The organism is Pantoea nemavictus (assembly GCF_037479095.1).
GTDB lineage: Bacteria > Pseudomonadota > Gammaproteobacteria > Enterobacterales > Enterobacteriaceae > Pantoea > Pantoea nemavictus.
The window spans coordinates 450,126-467,591 of sequence record NZ_JBBGZW010000002.1; the positions used below are offsets into that span (position 1 = coordinate 450,126).

Consider the following 17,466-nt stretch of genomic DNA (forward strand, 5'->3'; position numbering starts at 1 on the left):
TTCAGCAAATACAATATTCATTGTTTACTGCGCAACGAATCCGTTATTTCCCCATCACGGCGGCGATAAGCTAACGAGCTAACTCAACTTCACTAACCCAATCGTTTTCTCAATCACCATCAAAATCAGCACCGCGAAGATGATAAAGATTACCGAAATAGCATTCACCGTGGGATCGAAGGTCTGATCGACATAGTTGAATACCCGAACCGGCACGGTGATGGTGTCTGGCGCGCTGAGAAACAGGCTCACCGAAACTTCACCAAAAGAGGTCACCGCCGCAAATACCGCACCGGCCAGAATGCCGGGCTTAATCAGCGGCAGCGTGACGTGCCGAAAGGTATACCAGCGACCCGCGCCCAAACTCATCGATACCGCTTCAAGGCGTTTATCCATCGCCGCCAGACTGACGCTGACGGTGCGCACCACATAGGGCAGCGCTACCACCACATGACCAATCACCAACCCGCTGATCATTCCCGCAATTTCCGCCGCGGTCAGCACGTAGAGCAGCGCAATGCCCAGCACCACTTGCGGAATCATCAGCGGTGACAGAATAAAAGCCTGCAGGGCTTCGCGATAGCGGAAATCCAGCCGCGCCAGCGACCAGGCGGCAAAGGTGCCGAGCACCACGGTAACCGGCGTGACCACCACCAGCAGCAAGGTGCTGATCCACAGCGATGCAATCCACCCATCATCCTGCAATAACGCGCTAAACCAGCGCAGCGAAAATCCCTGCGGCGGAAACTGCGGATAAGGTTCCGGACTAAACGCCGAGAGCACAATCACCAGCACCGGCAGCGCTAAAAAGGCGTAAATCACGATGCCAGCCAGCGTCACGCCGAACTGCGTCAGGCGCTGCGATAGGCTTTGAGTGTTATCCATGATTCTTCTTCTCCCAGCGTTTCAGGAATACGCCCGCAATCCCGGCGACAATCAACGTCATCACCAGCAACGTCAGCGCTAGCGCTGCGGCTAGCGGCAGGTTGGCGATCTGCATCGCCTGCTGATAAATGGCAATCGGCAGCAGCGGCTGTAAGCGCCCGCCAATCAGCAACGGCGTGATGTAGCTGCCCGCCGCGAGGGAAAAGACGATGATGAACCCAGTCAGCATGCCGGGCAGCGTCAAGGGTAAAACGACGCGACGGAAGGTGGCCGCTGGGGTCGCGCCAAGGCTCATCGCCGCCAGCCGCAGCGAAGGCGCAATCTCGTTTAACGAGGTAATCAACGGCAGCACGGCAAACGGCAGCATGACTTGCACATAGGCGATGATCACCGCATTCATGTTCCACAACAGGCTGAGCGGCTGCGGAATCAGGCCGGTAAACAGCAGGAAACCGTTGATCAATCCGTTCTGCGCCAGCAGCACAATCCACGCAAAAGTACGGATCACCACGCTGGTGAGCAGCGGCGAAATCAGTATGACGTACAGTAGCGTGCGCCAGCCGCGCCGTTGCGTTGTCACCAGCAGCCACGCCGCAGGCCAGGCTAAAAGTACGGTGATGGCGGCGGTCAGCAACGACACCCACAGCGTGGTCCAGAGCGCGTGCAGATATTGCGGATCCGCAAACACCGTCACATATTGCGCCAGGCTGTTGCCTGGCAGCGGATTGAGCAGGCTATCGACGTTGGTCAGGCTTTGGTCGAACAGCAGCAGCAGCGGTACCAGCAAAAACAGCAGCAGAAACAGTAACGATGGCGTCAGCAGCAGCCAGGGAAATAGATTACGCGTGGCGATCTTCATCAGGCGTGCTCCAGCGCGGGCAGCACGATAACATCCGCCGCCTGCCAGTGTAGATAGCAGCGATCGCCGGGTGCGGGCAGCTGTGAAAAATGTGCTTCCGCTGGCTGCACGCGGATCTCGCCACCGCCCGGCAGCTGGCACACCACACGTAAGGTGGCGCCGGCAAAACTCACCTCTTTCACGCTGGCGACGCTGCCGTTGCTGGCAAATTCCTGCGGTTCGGTTGAGAATTGCACGCGCTCCGGACGCACAATCAGCAACGATGACGCGCTTGCTGGCTGCGCGGCGCTGAGTTGCAGCGCCTGCCCAGCGGCGACGAAATGATCGCGCGCCTGGTAAAGTCCGTTTTGCGCGGCGACATGGAACAGATTGGCCTGTCCGACAAACTCCGCGACAAAGCGATTCGCCGGTTGACGATAAAGCTCGGAAGGTGCGCCAATCTGCTGCAGTTCGCCCTGCCCGAGAATGCCGATGCGATCGGATAGCGTAAGCGCCTCTTCCTGATCGTGCGTCACCAGCACCGTGGTGATGCCGACGCGCTGTTGCAACGCGCGCAGTTCGTCCTGCATCTCCTTGCGCAAGCGCGCATCCAGATTCGATAGCGGTTCATCCAGCAACAGCACCTGCGGCTCGATGGCCAACGCGCGCGCAATCGCCACGCGCTGTTGTTGCCCACCAGAAAGCTGATGCGGCATACGCTGCGCCAGCCCTTCCAGTCGCACCTGTTTAAGCGCTTCCGTGACGCGGCGCTGCTGTTCAATGCGCGACACGTTGCGCACCTTGAGGCCAAAGGCGACGTTATCGCCCACGCTCAGATGCGGAAACAGCGCGTAGTTTTGAAACACCATACCGATGTGGCGCTGATACGGCGGCAGCGCGGTGACATCCTTGCCACCGATCAATACGCGGCCACGGTTGGGCGCCAAAAATCCGGCGATGATATTCAGCAGTGTGGTTTTGCCGCAGCCGCTTGGCCCAAGCAGGGAGAAAAACTCGCCCTGCTCAATGGTGATGCTGACGTCATTCAGGGCGCGGTGGTTATCAAACTGCCGCGCTACGCCGTCAATGACGACTGAACTCATTTCGCACCGCCCAGCGCCTGGCTCCAGCGACGCGTCCAGTCCGCCAGCTGCGGCGTTGCAGTGCTGTAATCGATCCAGATCAATTTGCTGTACGCCTCTTCACCGACTTTCACCTGTTTCTTCAGGTTGTCGCTGTACTGCACGTCCTTGTTGGTCATGCCATACAGTGATTTATCGGAGAAGGCTTTCTGCACTTCAGGCGCCGACATGGCGTTTACCACTTTGTAGGCGTTGGCGAGGTTCGGCGCGCCCTTTGGAATCACCCAGTTGGCCGCGCCGACCACCGGACCGTCGGACGGATAGACGAAATCGACTTTCATGCCCTGCTGCTTTAGCGCAAAGACGCGGCCATCCCAGTACGGCACCACCCACGCATCGCCGCGCTCCAGCAAGGTTTGAATCGCGCCCGGGCTGTCCGGGAAGGCCACCGCGTTGCCGCGCAGTTCCCCGAGTTTGGCAAAGGCTTTATCCACTGCGGCAGGCTGATTCAGCTCACCGCCCAGTGCGTGCACCAGGCCTGCGAAGAACTGCAAACCGGCGGCGTAAGTCGGCGATGAAATCGCCACGTGGCCTTTGTATTCCGGATTCCACAGATCCAGCCAGCTTTTCGGCGGCGTTTTCACCAGATCGCTGCGATAGGCGAGTCCGAGCTGGCCGAGGCTAAAGGCGGCGGCGTAGGTTTGATTGTCATAAACAAAGCGCGACTGCACACTTTTGTACAGATTATTCAGGTTGGGAATATCCTTGGCATCAAGCGGCTGCAGCAAACCCGCCGCCTGGGCGCGCTGCACGGTATCGGGCTGGAACACCACCACGTCATACGGTGAGCGACGGCCTTTGGCGGCACGCAGCTTGGCAAACCATTCGGCATCAGCGCCGGGCACCACGGTGAGCTTAAGGTGATTATCTTTGGCAAACTGCTCCAGACCGGAAGCGCGGATATTTTTCTCCCAGTCACCGCCGTAAACCCCGACGATCACTGAATCACTGGTTTCAGCCGCGTGCACCGCACCGCTGATCAACATGCCCACCAGCGCGGTGAGCAGGATTTTTTTGTTATTAACGAGGCGCATGGCCATCTCCTGGTATTGAAGTAATAAAAGCTGAAAGCTCAATCTCAAGCGCACGCAGCGCATCAGCAAACGCCTGGCGCGCTGTGGCAATCTCTGGAGACGTTGAGCGGGGAAAGTTAGCCGGTAACCGCGCCAGCGCTGCGGCAAAAACCGCTGAGCGATGTCGCTGGCGCTCGGCCGGACTGAGTGGATAAAGCAGCTGATTAAGGCGCGTCAGTGCATCGCCGTCGACGAGCGTCTGCCAGTTATCGCGCGCTACGCCGAAGGAGGAGGAGGTTTCGCGCGGTGAGTTGCGTAAGGCAGCGGTGGCCGCTACATCCAGGCCGCGATCGGTCAACACCACGCCATAGTGCTGCGCCGCATCGGCATGGCTCAGCAACTGGTTAGTAACGTCGTTTTGTACCGCCAGTGGATCGCGCTTAAAGGGATCGCCCCAACCGCCGCCGCCGGGCGTTTGCAGCAGCACTTCGTCACCGGCATTGACGCTCAGCAGATCGATTTTACCGAGCGACGCGCCGCCGTTTGCATCAGGATTGAGCGTCAGCGTGGTCGATTGACCGGGCTGGCCGCCCTGCACGCCCCACGGCTGGAACAGCATACGCTCCATGCCGCGCGCCAGCAGCGTGCTGTCATTCTGCAGAATGCGCACGCGAATCTGCTGGCCCATGCCGCCGCGCCACTGGCCTGCGCCAGCAGAACCCGGTCGCAACGCGTATTGGCGGATTTCGACCTGGGTTTCCGCTTCCACCATCTCCACCGGATTATTCGCCAGGTTGGAGATGCTGTTGTCGCGCCCGTCGATGCCGTCGCGACCAAAGCGCGCCCCGCCGCCGCCGACCATCGGTTCAATCACCTGCACATTCTGCTCGCGGCCATTACGCGCCACTTCGGCAATCACCAGCGGAATGATGGTGCCACCGCTGGCGGCAGGCATCACCTCGGGCAAAGGCTGGCCCAGCAAGCCGTTAAGCAGATCGTTGACCCGCACCGCCGCCGCGTGGCGCACGCCCACCGCTGCCGGATAATGCGGATTGACCAGCGAACCGGCGGGCGCAAACAGCGTCACCGGTGCCAGCAAACCGGCATTCAGCGGTACGCCTTTATCCAGCGTGCACACCAGCGCCAGAATACGCAGCGTCAGCCATGCATGCGGATCGCCGTGGCTGGGAATGTTGATCGCTGCGGCTACCTGCGCGTCGCTGCCGGTGAAGTCGAGATGCACGTTGCCATCGTTGAAGGTGGCGGTGATGGCGAGCCGCACCGGCAAACCGCTGCCCGCCGCATCATCAAGGTAATCTTCAAACGGGTAAACGCCGTCGGGAATGCGGCGCAGCACCTGACGCGCGCGAATCGCGGAGTAAGCCTGCAGATCCTGCTGCGCCTGCACCACGTTGTTTACGCCATGCTGCGCCACGATACGATTGAGGCGATCGCGTCCGGCATTGAGCGCGGCCAGCATCGCCTGAATATCACCGGCAATCGCATCAGGCGTGCGGCTGTTGGCGGTGAGGATATTCATCACATCGCGATTGAGTTCGCCGGCGCGTAGCAACTTAACCGGCGGAATTTGCAGCCCTTCCTGATAAATATCGCTATTAGTCGGTGAGATGCTGCTCGGCACGCGGCCGCCCACGTCCGAGGCGTGCAAAAAGGCCCAGCCCCACGCCACCAACTCCCCGTCGATGAACCACGGCGCCAGCACCTGCAAATCCGGCAGGTGGGTGGCCAGCCCGCGCGAGCGCCAGGGATCGTTGGTTAGAATCACATCACCGGGCGCGACATCGCCCACCGCCTGAATCGCGGTGAGCGCATTCAACCCGACAAAACCGGAAACGCCGATGCCTTTCGGATAGGCAAAGAAGCGGCCCTGTAAATCGGCTATCGCGCAGCAAAAATCTGCGGTCTCTTTTACGTACAGCGTGCGACCGGTGCGCTGCAGGATGTGGCACATTTCTTCAGTCAGCGCGGTGAGTTTTTGATTAAGGATTTCAAGGGTAATGGCATCCAGTTTCATGCCGCATCCTCCGTTACACGCGTGATCAGCAGATTGCCGCTGTCATCGGCGCGTGCCGTCCAGCCAGGCAAGATCAGCGTGGTGGTATCATCTTGCTCAATCACCGCCGGACCGTCGATATGGATCGCCTGGCCGACGTTTACGCGCTGCCAGATATGCGCGTTCACCCAACCTGCGCGCAGATAAACCGGACGCAAACCGGGTTGCTGATTTTGTACATCGGCGCTAAACGGTTTGTCCGTCGGACGCGGCAGCGCAGCATTCAATGACAGGCGCAGCGTAGTCAGTTCGATGGCCGCATCCGGCGTGTTAAACCCATAGCGCTGCTGATGCAGCTGCTGAAAACGCGTCAGCAGCTGTTGATGGCTGATCGCTTGCGGGCTATCGAGATTAACGCTTAGCTCATAAGCCTGGCCGGCATAGCGCATATCCGCTTCCACCCGATACTGGACGTGATTGCTGAGGCGGCTGGCCTGTTGGGCAAACCACGTTTGCGCCAGCTGGTGCAGCTCCTCAACGGTCTGCGCGATTTTGCCGTAGCTTTCCGTCGTGACGTTAATACGCAGGCTGCGCACAAAGTCACGGCGAATATCGGCACTGATCGCCCCCTCGGCGCAGAAAGTACCAGGACGCAGCGGCACCAGAATGCGATGGATGCCCGCCTCTTCGGCGAAAAAGTTGGCGTGCGTTGGACCCGCTCCGCCAAAGGGAATCAGGGTTAATTCGTCTGCGGTTAATCCGCGCTGCGCCAGCGCTTTATTCAATTCGGTTGCCATCTGCGCCGTCGCCACCGCCATTGCGCCGCTCGCCACCTGTTCGGCATCCAAACCTAAGGGTTTGCCCAACGCACTCAGTGCGCGATGGGCGGCGGCATGATCCAGCGTAATGGTTCCCGCCAGCGCCGCGTCAGCGGATAAGATGCCACTTATCAGATAGCAATCGGTCAGCGTGGGCTGGCTTCCTCCGCGCCGATAGGCAACCGGCCCCGGATCGGCGCCCGCGCTTGCTGGCCCGACTTTGAGAATGCCGAAATCATCGACATGCACGATAGAACCGCCGCCCGCACCAATCGCCGAAACCCCCACCACCGGCAAAATCAGCGGCAGCCCGCCAATTTCGGTGCGGTTAACGCGTTCGATCTCGCCGTATTCGGAAAGCGAGATGTCGCTACTGGTACCGCCCATGTCAAAGGAGACAAACCCCGTACCTGCAGCCAGATGCGCAGCAGCGATCACCCCGGAAGCCGGCCCCGAAAGCAGCGTATCGACCGGACGCTGATGCGCAGCCTCCAGCGGCAGCACGCCGCCGTTGGAGGCGGTAATCAGTAACGGAACCTCAATCGCCTGCTGCGCCAGTAAATCACTCAGCCGGTTAAAGTAGCGCTGCATCAGCGGCTGAATATAGGCATTAAGCCCGGCCACCAGCGTGCGTTCATATTCACGAATTTCCGGCCACAGCTGCGCCGAGGAGAGCACCGGCACCTCACCCAGCTTGGCGGCCAGCGCGGCAGCCAGTTCCGCTTCACGCGTTGGGTTGGCGTAGCCGTTGATGGTGACCAACGCCACCGCGCTGACCTTGAGCGGCAACACATCGGCAGCGACGCGGGCCAGCTCATCCTCCGTTGGCCACTGCGTTACCTCACCGGCGGGACTAAAGCGCGCCGGGATCTCCAGCACGCGCTGACGCGGTAAAAAAGGCGGTTCACGATCGGCATGAAAATCAAAAGAGGACGGCATCCGCGCACGGGCGATCTCCAGCACATCGCGAAACCCGCTGCTGATCACCAGCGCGATGTCAGCGCCGCGCCGCTGGATGATGGCGTTAAGGCCAAGCGTGGTGCCGTGCAACACCAGCGACAATGCGCTGGCGGACAGGCCGCTCTTTAGCAGCACGGCGCGCAGCCCGTCTCTTACTGCCAGAGCGGGATCGGCAGGCGTACTGGGCTGTTTATGGAAAAAGCGTTGCTGGCGTTGCGGATCAAATAAAACAAAATCGGTAAAGGTTCCACCGACATCCACGCCGACTGTCGCTCCGGCTGCGGGGCTGTTATCCACCTTAATTCTCCTGCATTACTGGTGACTTAGCGTTGTAAGGCGTTAATCTCCGTTGCTTTGCCATGCAATACGAGCAACAAAAATGACTAAGCTTTGCTGGAATGCGCATGAAGCGGCGCTTAGCTGCGCGCTGGCAATGTTTCGCGCAAATGCGTCTAAGCCCGCGCGGCGGAATGTTTTATGTTGTGCATAAATTTAAGGAGAACCCTCATGTCCGCGTCGTTATCACCTCAGGAAAGCGCGCTGTTGCCGCAAATTCAGCAATGGATCGCCGCCAATCGTGCCGCATTAACCGCTGATTTAGCGGAATGGATTGCCATCCCCAGCATTAGCCGCGCCGATCGTGCTGCGCCTGGCGCGCCTTTTGGTGCCGAGTGTGCAGAAATTTTGCAGAAAGTTTTGACTCAGGCCGAGCAGGCCGGTTTTAAAACTGAGCGTCATCAGGGGTATGCCGGTTCGGTGATTTATGGTGAGCACGCGCGTGATATCGGGCTGATTAACCATCTTGATGTGGTGCCAGCGGGCGATAACTGGACCTATCCGCCCTTCGCGCTGACACAGCACGGCGATTTTGTCATTGGTCGCGGCGTGGCCGATAACAAAGGTCCCGGCGTGCTGAACTTCTATCTGTTAAAGCTGATACGCGATCTCAACATCCCGCTGCACCACAATCTGCGCATCGTTTATGGCCTGGCGGAAGAGACCAATATGGCCGATATGGCGTGGTTCGCGCAGCACGGCCCGGTTCCGGATTATTCGATTGTCACCGATGGCATGTTCCCGGTGAACAATGCGCAGAAAGGACAGTTGTCGTTTACCCTCGCGGTGCCGAATGCTGGCCTGCTGGCAGGCATCGTCGCCGGTTCCGCCAGTAACAGCGTGCCGGATTTTGCCAGCGTGCACATTGCAAATGCCGATCTTGATGCGGTGGGCGAAAAACTGGCGCGGCTGCAGGGTCTTGCCGCGAGCTATGTAGCGATCAAGCCGCAACAGAATGGGTGTTTCACGCTGGAGGCGCGCGGCAACGGCGGCCATGCTGCCTTCCCCGATGGCACGCTGAATGCTACCCAGGTGCTGCTCGCCGCGCTGATCGAGCTGGAGCTGTTGGACGATCATCAACGTCAGCTGGCCGAAACGTTGGTGCAACTGTTCGCTTCGCCTTATGGTGTCGGCGCCGGATTGGGGCTGGAAGATGCGGAGTCCGGCAAACTGACGCTGAACGCGGGCGTGTGGTACAGCCATCAAGCCGATACCTTGAGTATTGATGGTGATATTCGCTATCCGGTTTCATGGCGCGGCGAACAGATCGTGGAGATTCTGCAGCAGCAACTTGCCGCCACAGCGATTACCTTGCAGCCAAACTGGCGCGATGTGGCACCTTTCTTCCTGCCCGCATCGCATCCGGTGATTTCGCTGTTGCAGCAGGTGTGGAATGACACCACCGGCAGAAACGATCGCCCTTATGCCATGGGCGGCGTGACCCATTCGAAGAAGCTGCCGAATGCGATTACCTTTGGACCCGGCTACCGTAAAACCGCCGCAAACACGCCTGAATTTTTACCGGCAGGCCACGGTTTGCCGCATGGCGCGGATGAGACCATTCATCTGCCGTCGTTGCTGGAGGCGTTGCCGAAGTATGTTATTGCGTTGATTAGGTTGGATAGTTATTTGATTACGCAGTAATAACCCTCCTGGTCATCACCAATGGCGGCTCTGATTCCGTAAGGCGTGCATTTATGCGCACCAGGAAAACCGGTCGCCATGAATGTCGCCCCTACAAAGGTCAGCTCATCACCAAACCACCATCCACATGCAGCGTCTGCCCGGTGACAAACTCGCTCCAGTCTGACGCCAGAAACAGCACCGGCCCGGTGATATCTTCCGGTCGCGCGATGCGGCGCAGCGGCGTTTGTGCCGTCAGGAAATCGCGCACCTCTTCGCGGGTTGCCTGGCTGGCATCGGTGGGATAAACCAGTCCCGGTGCCACACAGTTGACGCGAATGCCCAGCGGACCCAGCTCTGTCGCGAGCGCGCGGCTAAAACCGATCAGCCCCGCTTTCGCCGTTATGTAGTCGTGATAAGGCACGGAGGGACGCGCCACCAGATCGGTGACGATATTGACGATGCTGCCACGCACCTGCGTGCGCATTAAGGGCAGCGCCGCCTGGCACACGTTGTAGGCGGATTGCACCGCGCCGTCGAACTGCGTCTGGTAAGCTGACCATGGCGTTTCCCAGAAGCGCTGGCGGTTGTCCGTGTCGAAAACGTAAGGAGCGAAAGCATTGTTGATCACCGCATCGAGTCGGCCGGTGGCGTTGACGATCTGCTCCATCATCGCATTGACCTGCTGCTCTGAGGTGACATCCGCAGCGATCGCTAGCGCGTCACCGCCGAGCGCGCGGCACGCCTCGACCACGCCTTCCGCCGCCGCTGCATTGCGCAGATAGTTGACCACCACCAATGCCCCTTCAGCGGCGAAGGCTTTGGCAATCGCGGCACCGATACCGCGGCTGGCGCCGGTGACCAAAACCGTACGGTTGGAGAATTTCATCCTGGCTCCTATAAAAATATCTTGAGTGATTTTGCCTGGTGCGCATGTATATGCACCCTACAGAACCGCACTATCCCGTCGTAAGGCCGCCATTCATGGCGACCACATCAGTCCGCGTAAGGCGCGAACCCATCGGCAGCGGCTTCGGCACCCTGCTCGATTTCCGTAATGCTCACCAGATCAAGCAAGCTAAAACGCCCATCGTGGTGCCAGCCCGCCTGCGGCGACGTCATCTGGCCGAACGCGGTAATGCGGGTCACGCCAACCTGCCCAAGTAGCGCGGCAAGGCGGAACAACTCCTGCGGCGTGGCGGCAACGCCTGCCGTCTGCAGAAAGTCGCGCTGCGGCGCTATCAAACCGATCGCGTTATCCAGCACATCAACCGGCACCACTTTCAACGTTCTCCCCAGCGCGGAGGGAGCCAGCGCTGCAGCCTGGGCGACACACACCACCGCCCAGCTGTCGGCAGGCGCGCCGTACAAGGTGCGATTGCCCGCCAGCGCGCGCAGTTCTTCACCATTGCGCCACGCCGCGATGCTGTTGATCTCTTCGATCGCCAGCGCACGACGTGGATGTTTATATTCCAGCGCGGCCAGCTCATGCGCGACGTAAGCCGCAAACTCATCGGGTGAAATCTTGCCGCCGCACTCCACAAACAGCATCTGCGGCGAGTAACATCCGGCCTGGTCGTAACGCATCACGTCATACGCCACGCGGCGTGCCAGATCCGCGCCCTGGCGGGCATTGAGCGCCGAACGTGCCACCAAACCAAAACTGATTTTGTGCCCGTGCGGTAGAAACCGCGTGGTGACCGGCAGACGCTGCTGAATCGCGGCGAGTGTTTGATTGCCGCCATAGGCAACCACTACATCGGGCTGACGTAGCCAGGTCGGCTCAGTTTCAGCGTCGCCCCCTTTCCACCACACCACCGCCAGGCATGCGCCCAGTTTAGGGTCGATTTCTGCCAGCAGTTGGGCGAACCAGCTCGCCATCAGCGGCTCATTACCGGGCAGTTTGCCGATAGTGCCGGCCTTCACCAGCAAACCGCAGATCAAACTCCACAGCGGTAAGCCCGGCACATTGCCAGCCCAGATATGCAGCAGCAGCTGCGGACCAAATGCGCGCGCAAAGCCGCCATTAGGCCGTGGCTGAAACGCATCCAGCATCTGCGCATCGGCAAAGTCCTCAGCCAGAAAGCGTTTAAGCTGCGGTTCGCGGAAGGTTTTGAGATAGCCGGTTAAGCCGAGGCGCACCATCTCGGCATCGTAACCGGTGACCATCGGCAGCAGCTTTTCGGCTTTGATGCGCAGCGGATGGGTGCGATCCAACAGCCGCGCCACCGCTTCATCAATAATCGCGATGATTTGCGCGACGCTGAGCTGGCTGAGATAGGCGCGAGCATTAGCACGAATTCGAGCTGACAGCGCCGTGATCTGTTGATCGTTGAGCTGCGGAACGCACACCTCAAGACTTTCGCCGTGCTGGCTAAAACTCAGCGTGCGCCACTGCACCTCATCGGCAGAAAGACCGGGCAGATGTCCGGCAAACTCTCTCACGCCTGTACCTGCCCGGCGGCCAGAAACGCTTCCATGGTCAGCGAACAGCCTTTCGCATCGGCGCCGGTCACACGCCCTAACAAATGGAATCCGCCCGGCACCATCCTGCCGGCATCTTCCGTCAACAGGGCAGAAACCGAGTTGAAATGTGCCAGATCGTGATGCACTAGCACGCCAGTTTCACCTGCAGGCAGATCCTCGCCGGTCAGCGGATTGACCACGCGGGTGCGCACCCAGTGCGGCCCGGATTTGACCGGTGGACAGTTTTCATTGCCCTCGTCATAGAACTGCGTGCTGATTTCCGTCATGCCGTACATGTTGATGCAGTGCGAGCGGGGGATTCCGAAGGCGGCGGAGGTCGCAGCGTAAAATTCTGCGGGTTCCATTTCGCGCGACTGACCTTTAAAGCCGCCGGTATCGAGAATGCGGCTGCCTGCAGGCAGCGAGAAACAGCGCTGCTGGCGCTGCATCTCATCCAGCAGATGGACAAAACTGTAGCTGGCGCCCAGCAGCGCATAAGGCTCGCCGCTGGCTTCAGCCTGCTGCAGGGCGGTGAAAATGCGCGCCACGTCGAGCCCGTGTTCATCCACCATCACTTCACTGCCGGGCGTGCCAAACTCCTGCAGCGCCAGGTCAAGATAGGTCGCCAGCGATGAGTTCGGCATCACCACGTTATTCGGGAACAAAATGCCCATGCGAATACGATCCATGCCCGCCATGAAGCGGCGGCGGAAGTTCAGCCGCATCGAGCTCTTCCACACGTCGAGCGTGGGATGATAACTGCGTCCTTTTACCGTGCCGGTGGTGCCGCTGGTCATAAAGATCGCTTCGATATCGTCCGTTGGACGACAGCTGAGCGTCAGATCTTTAAAGGCGGAGATGGGAATAGCGGGAATGTTGCGCCAGTGCTTTACGGTGAACGGCGTGCGTCCGCGCTGAGTCGCGAAGCGGCGATAAAGCTGATTATGCTGGAATTGATAAGCGAAGATGTCGAGCGCCAGCTGGTTGAAATCATCGTCTGAAGCATCCTCACGCTGTAGGAATGTGAGCAGCGCCTGGATAATTGCCGATTCGGTCATGTTCGTAGCCACCTTTGCGATTGTGCAAAATCTCCCAGGCAAGGCCTGAAGAGTGCGAACTGTCCGCTACAAAGCACAAAGATGGAATCAGGGCGTGCAAGCCCTGTGGTTCCGCATCCCTACGCCGGTATTAGCCGGATCAGGTTCGGAGGGTCACTACGTTCCAGCGCATCAACGCCAGCCGGTAGAATCTCAGCCCGCTAACCGGGCACCCCTTGGAACAGACCGCAGTCTAGGATGGCGGCGGATGATGTGTCAACTGTGTTAAAAGTGCGGCTGATTTAAGCAGTCACGCCCGCCGGCCCGGCATAAATCCTGGCTTGCCTTATACTTTTGTTAAGTATTTTTACCGGAGGTGACGTATGGCGGGCGGCTGGTCTGAAGATGGTGCGGTGCACAAACAAATTGATGCCACGGTGGATGATGCGGTGGCCCGTGCACGCCAGAATATCGGTCACGGTGAAAGCGCCGAGTTTTGTGATGAGTGCGGCGAGCCTATTCCAGAAGCGCGTCGCGCTGCGTTAGCGGGCGTGCGTTACTGCGTGAATTGTCAGAGCAAGATCGATAAAAAACAGGCGGCAATTAGCGGTTATAACCGCCGCGGAAGTAAGGATAGTCAGCTGAGGTAGTTATTTAAATTAATAATTCAGGTTAACGGCTATTTTTAAATATCATCTACATTCATTACCTTTTATTAGAAAAACCGTTAATCTGAAGTAAGACCATTCGCATATAACCAGGCATTTCAACAATAAATACTGCTGCAATATTACTGGAAGCGAAAGTAGCGCCTGAACTAATAATTTTGATGGGTTAACTTTTACCTTGCGCAACTTGAGTTTAGCCAGTAATGCTGATAACTTAGCCCCACAACTCAACCCTGTACGCAGCGTTTCAGTTCACTGGCCGTTAGGGTGAAAAAACCGGCTCAAGCCGGTTTTTTCGTATCTAAAGGATGGATAAGAGTGCGTACAGCAGTATTTATCGACGGATACAATGTATTTTATGGATTGCTTGCAGGCACGCCCTATAAATGGCTCAACTTGTCATTACTGCTTTCACATATATGTCGGGTACAAGATCCGTCCGTAATAATTGAACGAGTAAACTATTATACCTCCTCGGTTATTCCCCATCTCGCCACACGCGGCATTGAATCACGACACGCTCAGGATACTTATATTCGCGTGCTGAAAACGACCGGAATAAATATATTTACCGGACGTCATCGACTTGAGCACGCTCGGGCTCCGCGTTTCATCAGTAAAAGCGTGCCGGCAACACGTCTGGATAAGGTGGATATCTGGGAACTTGAAGAAAAAGAAACCGACGTGAATATTGCCATCAGCATGTATCGTTTGGTTGCAAAACAGCAGTGGTTACCAACCGAAGAAAGGATTGCTCAGCTGGTATTAGTTTCGGCTGATACCGACATGACACCAGCGCTCAAGGCTATTCGCGAAGATTTTCCCGCAGTTCGTATCGGGATAATTTTGCCGCACCGCCAGGGTAACGTACGTGGTGTTCCAGGTTCACTGCAGAATCATAGCCACTGGATACGCAGAACAATCACCAATGAAGAGCTGGATGCATGTCAGTTTCCTGTTCGGGTAGCGACGCATAAAAAACCTGCGGTTAAACCCGAATATTGGTGAGCATTAAGTCTCATTGGCTTAGCAAGGTGGAGAACTACATCATTCAGATCTTGCTACTTGAGCAGGAATAATCAGCTCATCTGCCCCTGGTTTCTGGCTGTTTTGGGAAAATGTTCTAAGCTATTTAGGTAGTTAAAACTTATTCCACTGAAAGGAACTCATCACGATGAAAAAAACAGTATTGGCAACCGCATTTCTTGGCACCTTTATGGCAATGACGTTAACTGCCTGCTCATCAAACCAGGCGATTAAGACTACCGACGGACGCACCATCGTGACGTCGGGCAAGCCACAAATCGACAGTGACACCGGCCTTGTTTCTTACAAAGATGCGCAAACCGGTAAAACTGAGCAGATCAATCGCGACAAGATTACCAACATGAGCGAACTGGATAATTAATATCCTTTTACTAGCCTGGAGAGACTACTAATGAAAAAAACAATTTTGCTTTCTATTTCTGCAGTGATTGCCCTGTCCGCCCTGACCGGCTGTACACGTACGTCTTACGCGATTCATACCAATGATGGCCGTACCATTGTGACCGATGGCAAACCGCAGGATGCAGAAACTGGCCTGCTGGGTTACGTTGATGCCAATGGCGTTAAGCAGCAAATGAATAAGAGTGATGTGAAAGAAATCTCTGAGATTCCTAAGAAATAAGTCGCTCGCTCAATCCCGCCCGCTAGTACAAGTTATCTTGCCTGGCGGGCGGATTTTTTTTGGCTTAACCCGCCACATCCTCGATAAATTTTTTACTCTCACTTAGTACCTGAACAATGCGTTCCAGCGCGACCGGCGCAGCGCCGCGTTGCGGCGTGCTGTCCGCTAGCCGATGCATACGCAGCGGGATTTCCAGCGTGCAGGGAATGTCACGCTTAACCAGCTCCTTTAGCAACGGTTTATAATCCAGCAGCCCTTGGCCAATGGCCGGGAAATGAAACTCACTGCCCTGCTTCACCACATCCTTGATATGACAATGACGCATCTGTGGTAACAGCTGCATCATCTGCTGTATCGCATGCGCCTGCGGTCGCAGCGACACCATATTGCCGGCGTCACCGTTAAACGCCAGCGCCGTACTGCCTACCTCGCGTAACAGCTGTTCTCCCTCTGCCGCCATGGCAAACGCATCGTAATTGTTATCACCGCCATTTTCGATCAGCAAACAGCAGCCAGCCTGTTCCAGCTGCGGCGCAATCTGACGCAGATTATTCACCAGCGCAGCGTAATCCTCGCGCTTTGCCGTACAAGCGTTAAGCAGTTTGACGCCGATTGCCTCGGCGAAGCCAATGCGCGTTTGCAGGTAGCCGACCGCCTCCGGTCGTGCGAGGTTAAAGGTGCAGCCTAGCGCCAGCGTTTTCAGCTGATGTTTGTCCAGCAGCGAGCGTATGCGTTGCGCATTCTGCTGGCTAAACAGGCTGTCATCCAGATCGCCGACATATCCCTGGTTATAGGCCAACTCAACGTAGTCATAACCAAGCTCACGGATGATGCCGAAAGCGAGGTCCATATCGTGCCCATCGAATATTGAGGTGTTAACGCCAAGTTTAAGCGGATGGGACATAGCGAAGGTTCTCCTTGAGTGGGGTTGCGATCCTCGACAGCGCCGGGCGAGAATCGCGCAGCGCGTTGTCGCAGAACAGCCGCCTTAAGCGGCGCTGGATGCCATACGCACCAGCAGGCGGAAAGCGTTCTCAAACGCCGATGGCGTGGCCAGATTTTGCCCATAAAGGTTGTAGGCGGTGCCGTGGTTGGCGGTGGCAATGGGAATCGGCAGTCCGCCCTGTACGGTAATGCCGCGCTCGAAGCCCAGCATTTTTAGCGCCGTGGCAAACTGGTCGTGGTACATCGAGACCACCGCATCCAGCTGCTGTGTCTCCACCGCTTTGTAGGTGGTATCTGCCGGATAAGGGCCATAAACATCAATGCCTTGCTGTTTAGCTTTAGCCATCGCCGGTTTAATAATGGTTTGCTCTTCATCACCAAACAGGCCGTTCTCCCCGCCGTGGGGATTAAGCGCCTGTACCGCGATTTTTGGCTGAGCGATGCCCGCCTGGCGCAGCGTGCGATCCATCAGCGCAATGGTATCGACGATGCCCTCAACGCTGAGGTTCGGCACAATGTCGCGGAACGGAATGTGCGAGGTCGCACGACCAGCCCAGAGGTTATCCACTACGTTCACCTCACAGCAGAAATGGTCCCATTTCAGCAGTTCAGCGAACCAGTGCAACTCGTCACGATGCTGCAGTCCACCCATGTGCATCGCTTGCTTATTGAGCGGTGCAAAACAGACGCCCTGGGTGATGCCCTGCTGGGTTAATTCCACCGCGCGCGCCAGCGTTTCCAGAATATACACGCCGCTCTGTTCGCTGGCATTGCCGTAGGCAAAAGGCGTGCGCTTTGACCAGTCATGATTGAGCAGTAACGGTTTGCCCGGCGTGAAGTGAATGTCTGCGCTAGCGGTGATCTCCTCATAGTCAAAACGTTGTCCGGCAATGGTCATGCCTTTTTCCAGCTCGTGACGATCGGCAATGATGATGACGTTAGCCAGCTCACGCATTGCCGGTTGCGCCAGCACTTTGGCGACCAACTCCGGACCAATACCTGCTGGATCGCCCAGCACCAGTGCAACAGAAGGTTTTTTCATCAGGATTTCC

The 17,466-nt window shown here is 57.5% G+C and carries 16 protein-coding genes and 1 riboswitch; of the genes, 5 read left to right on the forward strand and 11 right to left on the reverse strand.

The genetic code is table 11. From position 1 onward, the window contains the following. Positions 1 to 78 precede the first annotated feature (78 nt). From WH298_RS21665 to WH298_RS21690, 6 genes are read right to left on the reverse strand one after another with little or no spacing between them, the layout of a single operon-like run. Positions 79 to 885 (reverse strand): ABC transporter permease, encoded by an 807-nt coding sequence (locus WH298_RS21665; protein ID WP_180824002.1) that lies wholly within the window; start codon positions 883 to 885, stop codon positions 79 to 81. Next, entirely contained in the window at positions 878 to 1,744 is an 867-nt protein-coding gene (locus WH298_RS21670) for an ABC transporter permease (RefSeq protein WP_180824003.1), read from the reverse strand. Before WH298_RS21670 ends, WH298_RS21665 begins: the two co-directional genes overlap by 8 nt. After that, entirely contained in the window at positions 1,744 to 2,826 is a 1,083-nt protein-coding gene (locus WH298_RS21675) for an ABC transporter ATP-binding protein (RefSeq protein WP_180824004.1), read from the reverse strand. Before WH298_RS21675 ends, WH298_RS21670 begins: the two co-directional genes overlap by 1 nt. Next, positions 2,823 to 3,899, reverse strand: coding sequence for an ABC transporter substrate-binding protein (locus WH298_RS21680; protein ID WP_180824005.1), 1,077 nt, complete (start codon positions 3,897 to 3,899; stop codon positions 2,823 to 2,825). Before WH298_RS21680 ends, WH298_RS21675 begins: the two co-directional genes overlap by 4 nt. After that, positions 3,886 to 5,913 (reverse strand): hydantoinase B/oxoprolinase family protein, encoded by a 2,028-nt coding sequence (locus WH298_RS21685; RefSeq protein ID WP_180824006.1) that lies wholly within the window; start codon positions 5,911 to 5,913, stop codon positions 3,886 to 3,888. Before WH298_RS21685 ends, WH298_RS21680 begins: the two co-directional genes overlap by 14 nt. Then, a complete protein-coding gene (locus WH298_RS21690; RefSeq protein WP_180824007.1) occupies positions 5,910 to 7,967 on the reverse strand; it encodes a hydantoinase/oxoprolinase family protein in 2,058 nt (685 codons plus the stop codon). The genes WH298_RS21685 and WH298_RS21690 overlap by 4 nt, the downstream gene beginning before the upstream one ends. A gap of 210 nt (positions 7,968 to 8,177) precedes the next feature. Here WH298_RS21690 and WH298_RS21695 point away from each other — a divergent pair, with 210 nt between their 5' ends. Further along, complete coding sequence (locus WH298_RS21695) at positions 8,178 to 9,650, forward strand: Sapep family Mn(2+)-dependent dipeptidase (RefSeq protein ID WP_180824008.1); 1,473 nt, start codon at positions 8,178 to 8,180, stop codon at positions 9,648 to 9,650. Between the two features lie 100 nt (positions 9,651 to 9,750). Here the strand turns inward: WH298_RS21695 and WH298_RS21700 are convergent, their stop codons facing one another. The 3 genes from WH298_RS21700 to WH298_RS21710 form a co-directional block, all read right to left on the reverse strand. After that, a complete protein-coding gene (locus WH298_RS21700; protein ID WP_180824009.1) occupies positions 9,751 to 10,518 on the reverse strand; it encodes a 3-oxoacyl-ACP reductase in 768 nt (255 codons plus the stop codon). Positions 10,519 to 10,625: 107 nt separating this feature from the next. After that, on the reverse strand, positions 10,626 to 12,074 hold the full coding sequence (locus WH298_RS21705) for an acyl-CoA reductase (RefSeq protein WP_180824010.1): 1,449 nt from the start codon (positions 12,072 to 12,074) through the stop codon (positions 10,626 to 10,628). Continuing rightward, positions 12,071 to 13,153: a LuxE/PaaK family acyltransferase gene (locus tag WH298_RS21710; RefSeq protein ID WP_180824011.1), complete on the reverse strand. Its 1,083-nt coding sequence runs from the start codon at positions 13,151 to 13,153 to the stop codon at positions 12,071 to 12,073. The genes WH298_RS21705 and WH298_RS21710 overlap by 4 nt, the downstream gene beginning before the upstream one ends. 99 nt (positions 13,154 to 13,252) lie before the next feature. Then, positions 13,253 to 13,379, reverse strand: a riboswitch (TPP riboswitch). Positions 13,380 to 13,515: 136 nt separating this feature from the next. Here WH298_RS21710 and WH298_RS21715 point away from each other — a divergent pair. The 4 genes from WH298_RS21715 (at position 13,516) to WH298_RS21730 (ending at position 15,469) form a co-directional block, all read left to right on the forward strand. Then, positions 13,516 to 13,782, forward strand: a complete 267-nt coding sequence (locus WH298_RS21715; RefSeq protein WP_007885936.1) for a DksA/TraR family C4-type zinc finger protein — start codon at positions 13,516 to 13,518, stop codon at positions 13,780 to 13,782. Between the two features lie 285 nt (positions 13,783 to 14,067). Then, positions 14,068 to 14,808: an NYN domain-containing protein gene (locus WH298_RS21720; RefSeq protein WP_339541597.1), complete on the forward strand. Its 741-nt coding sequence runs from the start codon at positions 14,068 to 14,070 to the stop codon at positions 14,806 to 14,808. Between the two features lie 166 nt (positions 14,809 to 14,974). Then, complete coding sequence (locus WH298_RS21725) at positions 14,975 to 15,208, forward strand: YgdI/YgdR family lipoprotein (protein ID WP_007885913.1); 234 nt, start codon at positions 14,975 to 14,977, stop codon at positions 15,206 to 15,208. Between the two features lie 30 nt (positions 15,209 to 15,238). Next, entirely contained in the window at positions 15,239 to 15,469 is a 231-nt protein-coding gene (locus WH298_RS21730) for a YgdI/YgdR family lipoprotein (RefSeq protein WP_007885911.1), read from the forward strand. A 64-nt stretch (positions 15,470 to 15,533) separates the two neighbouring features. On the opposite strand, the gene WH298_RS21735 is transcribed toward WH298_RS21730, so the two are convergent. Both WH298_RS21735 and WH298_RS21740 read right to left on the reverse strand, forming a co-directional pair. Beyond that, entirely contained in the window at positions 15,534 to 16,373 is an 840-nt protein-coding gene (locus WH298_RS21735; RefSeq protein WP_180824012.1) for a sugar phosphate isomerase/epimerase family protein, read from the reverse strand. A gap of 84 nt (positions 16,374 to 16,457) precedes the next feature. Next, positions 16,458 to 17,456 (reverse strand): 4-hydroxythreonine-4-phosphate dehydrogenase PdxA, encoded by a 999-nt coding sequence (locus WH298_RS21740; RefSeq protein ID WP_180824013.1) that lies wholly within the window; start codon positions 17,454 to 17,456, stop codon positions 16,458 to 16,460. Positions 17,457 to 17,466: the final 10 nt, after the last annotated feature.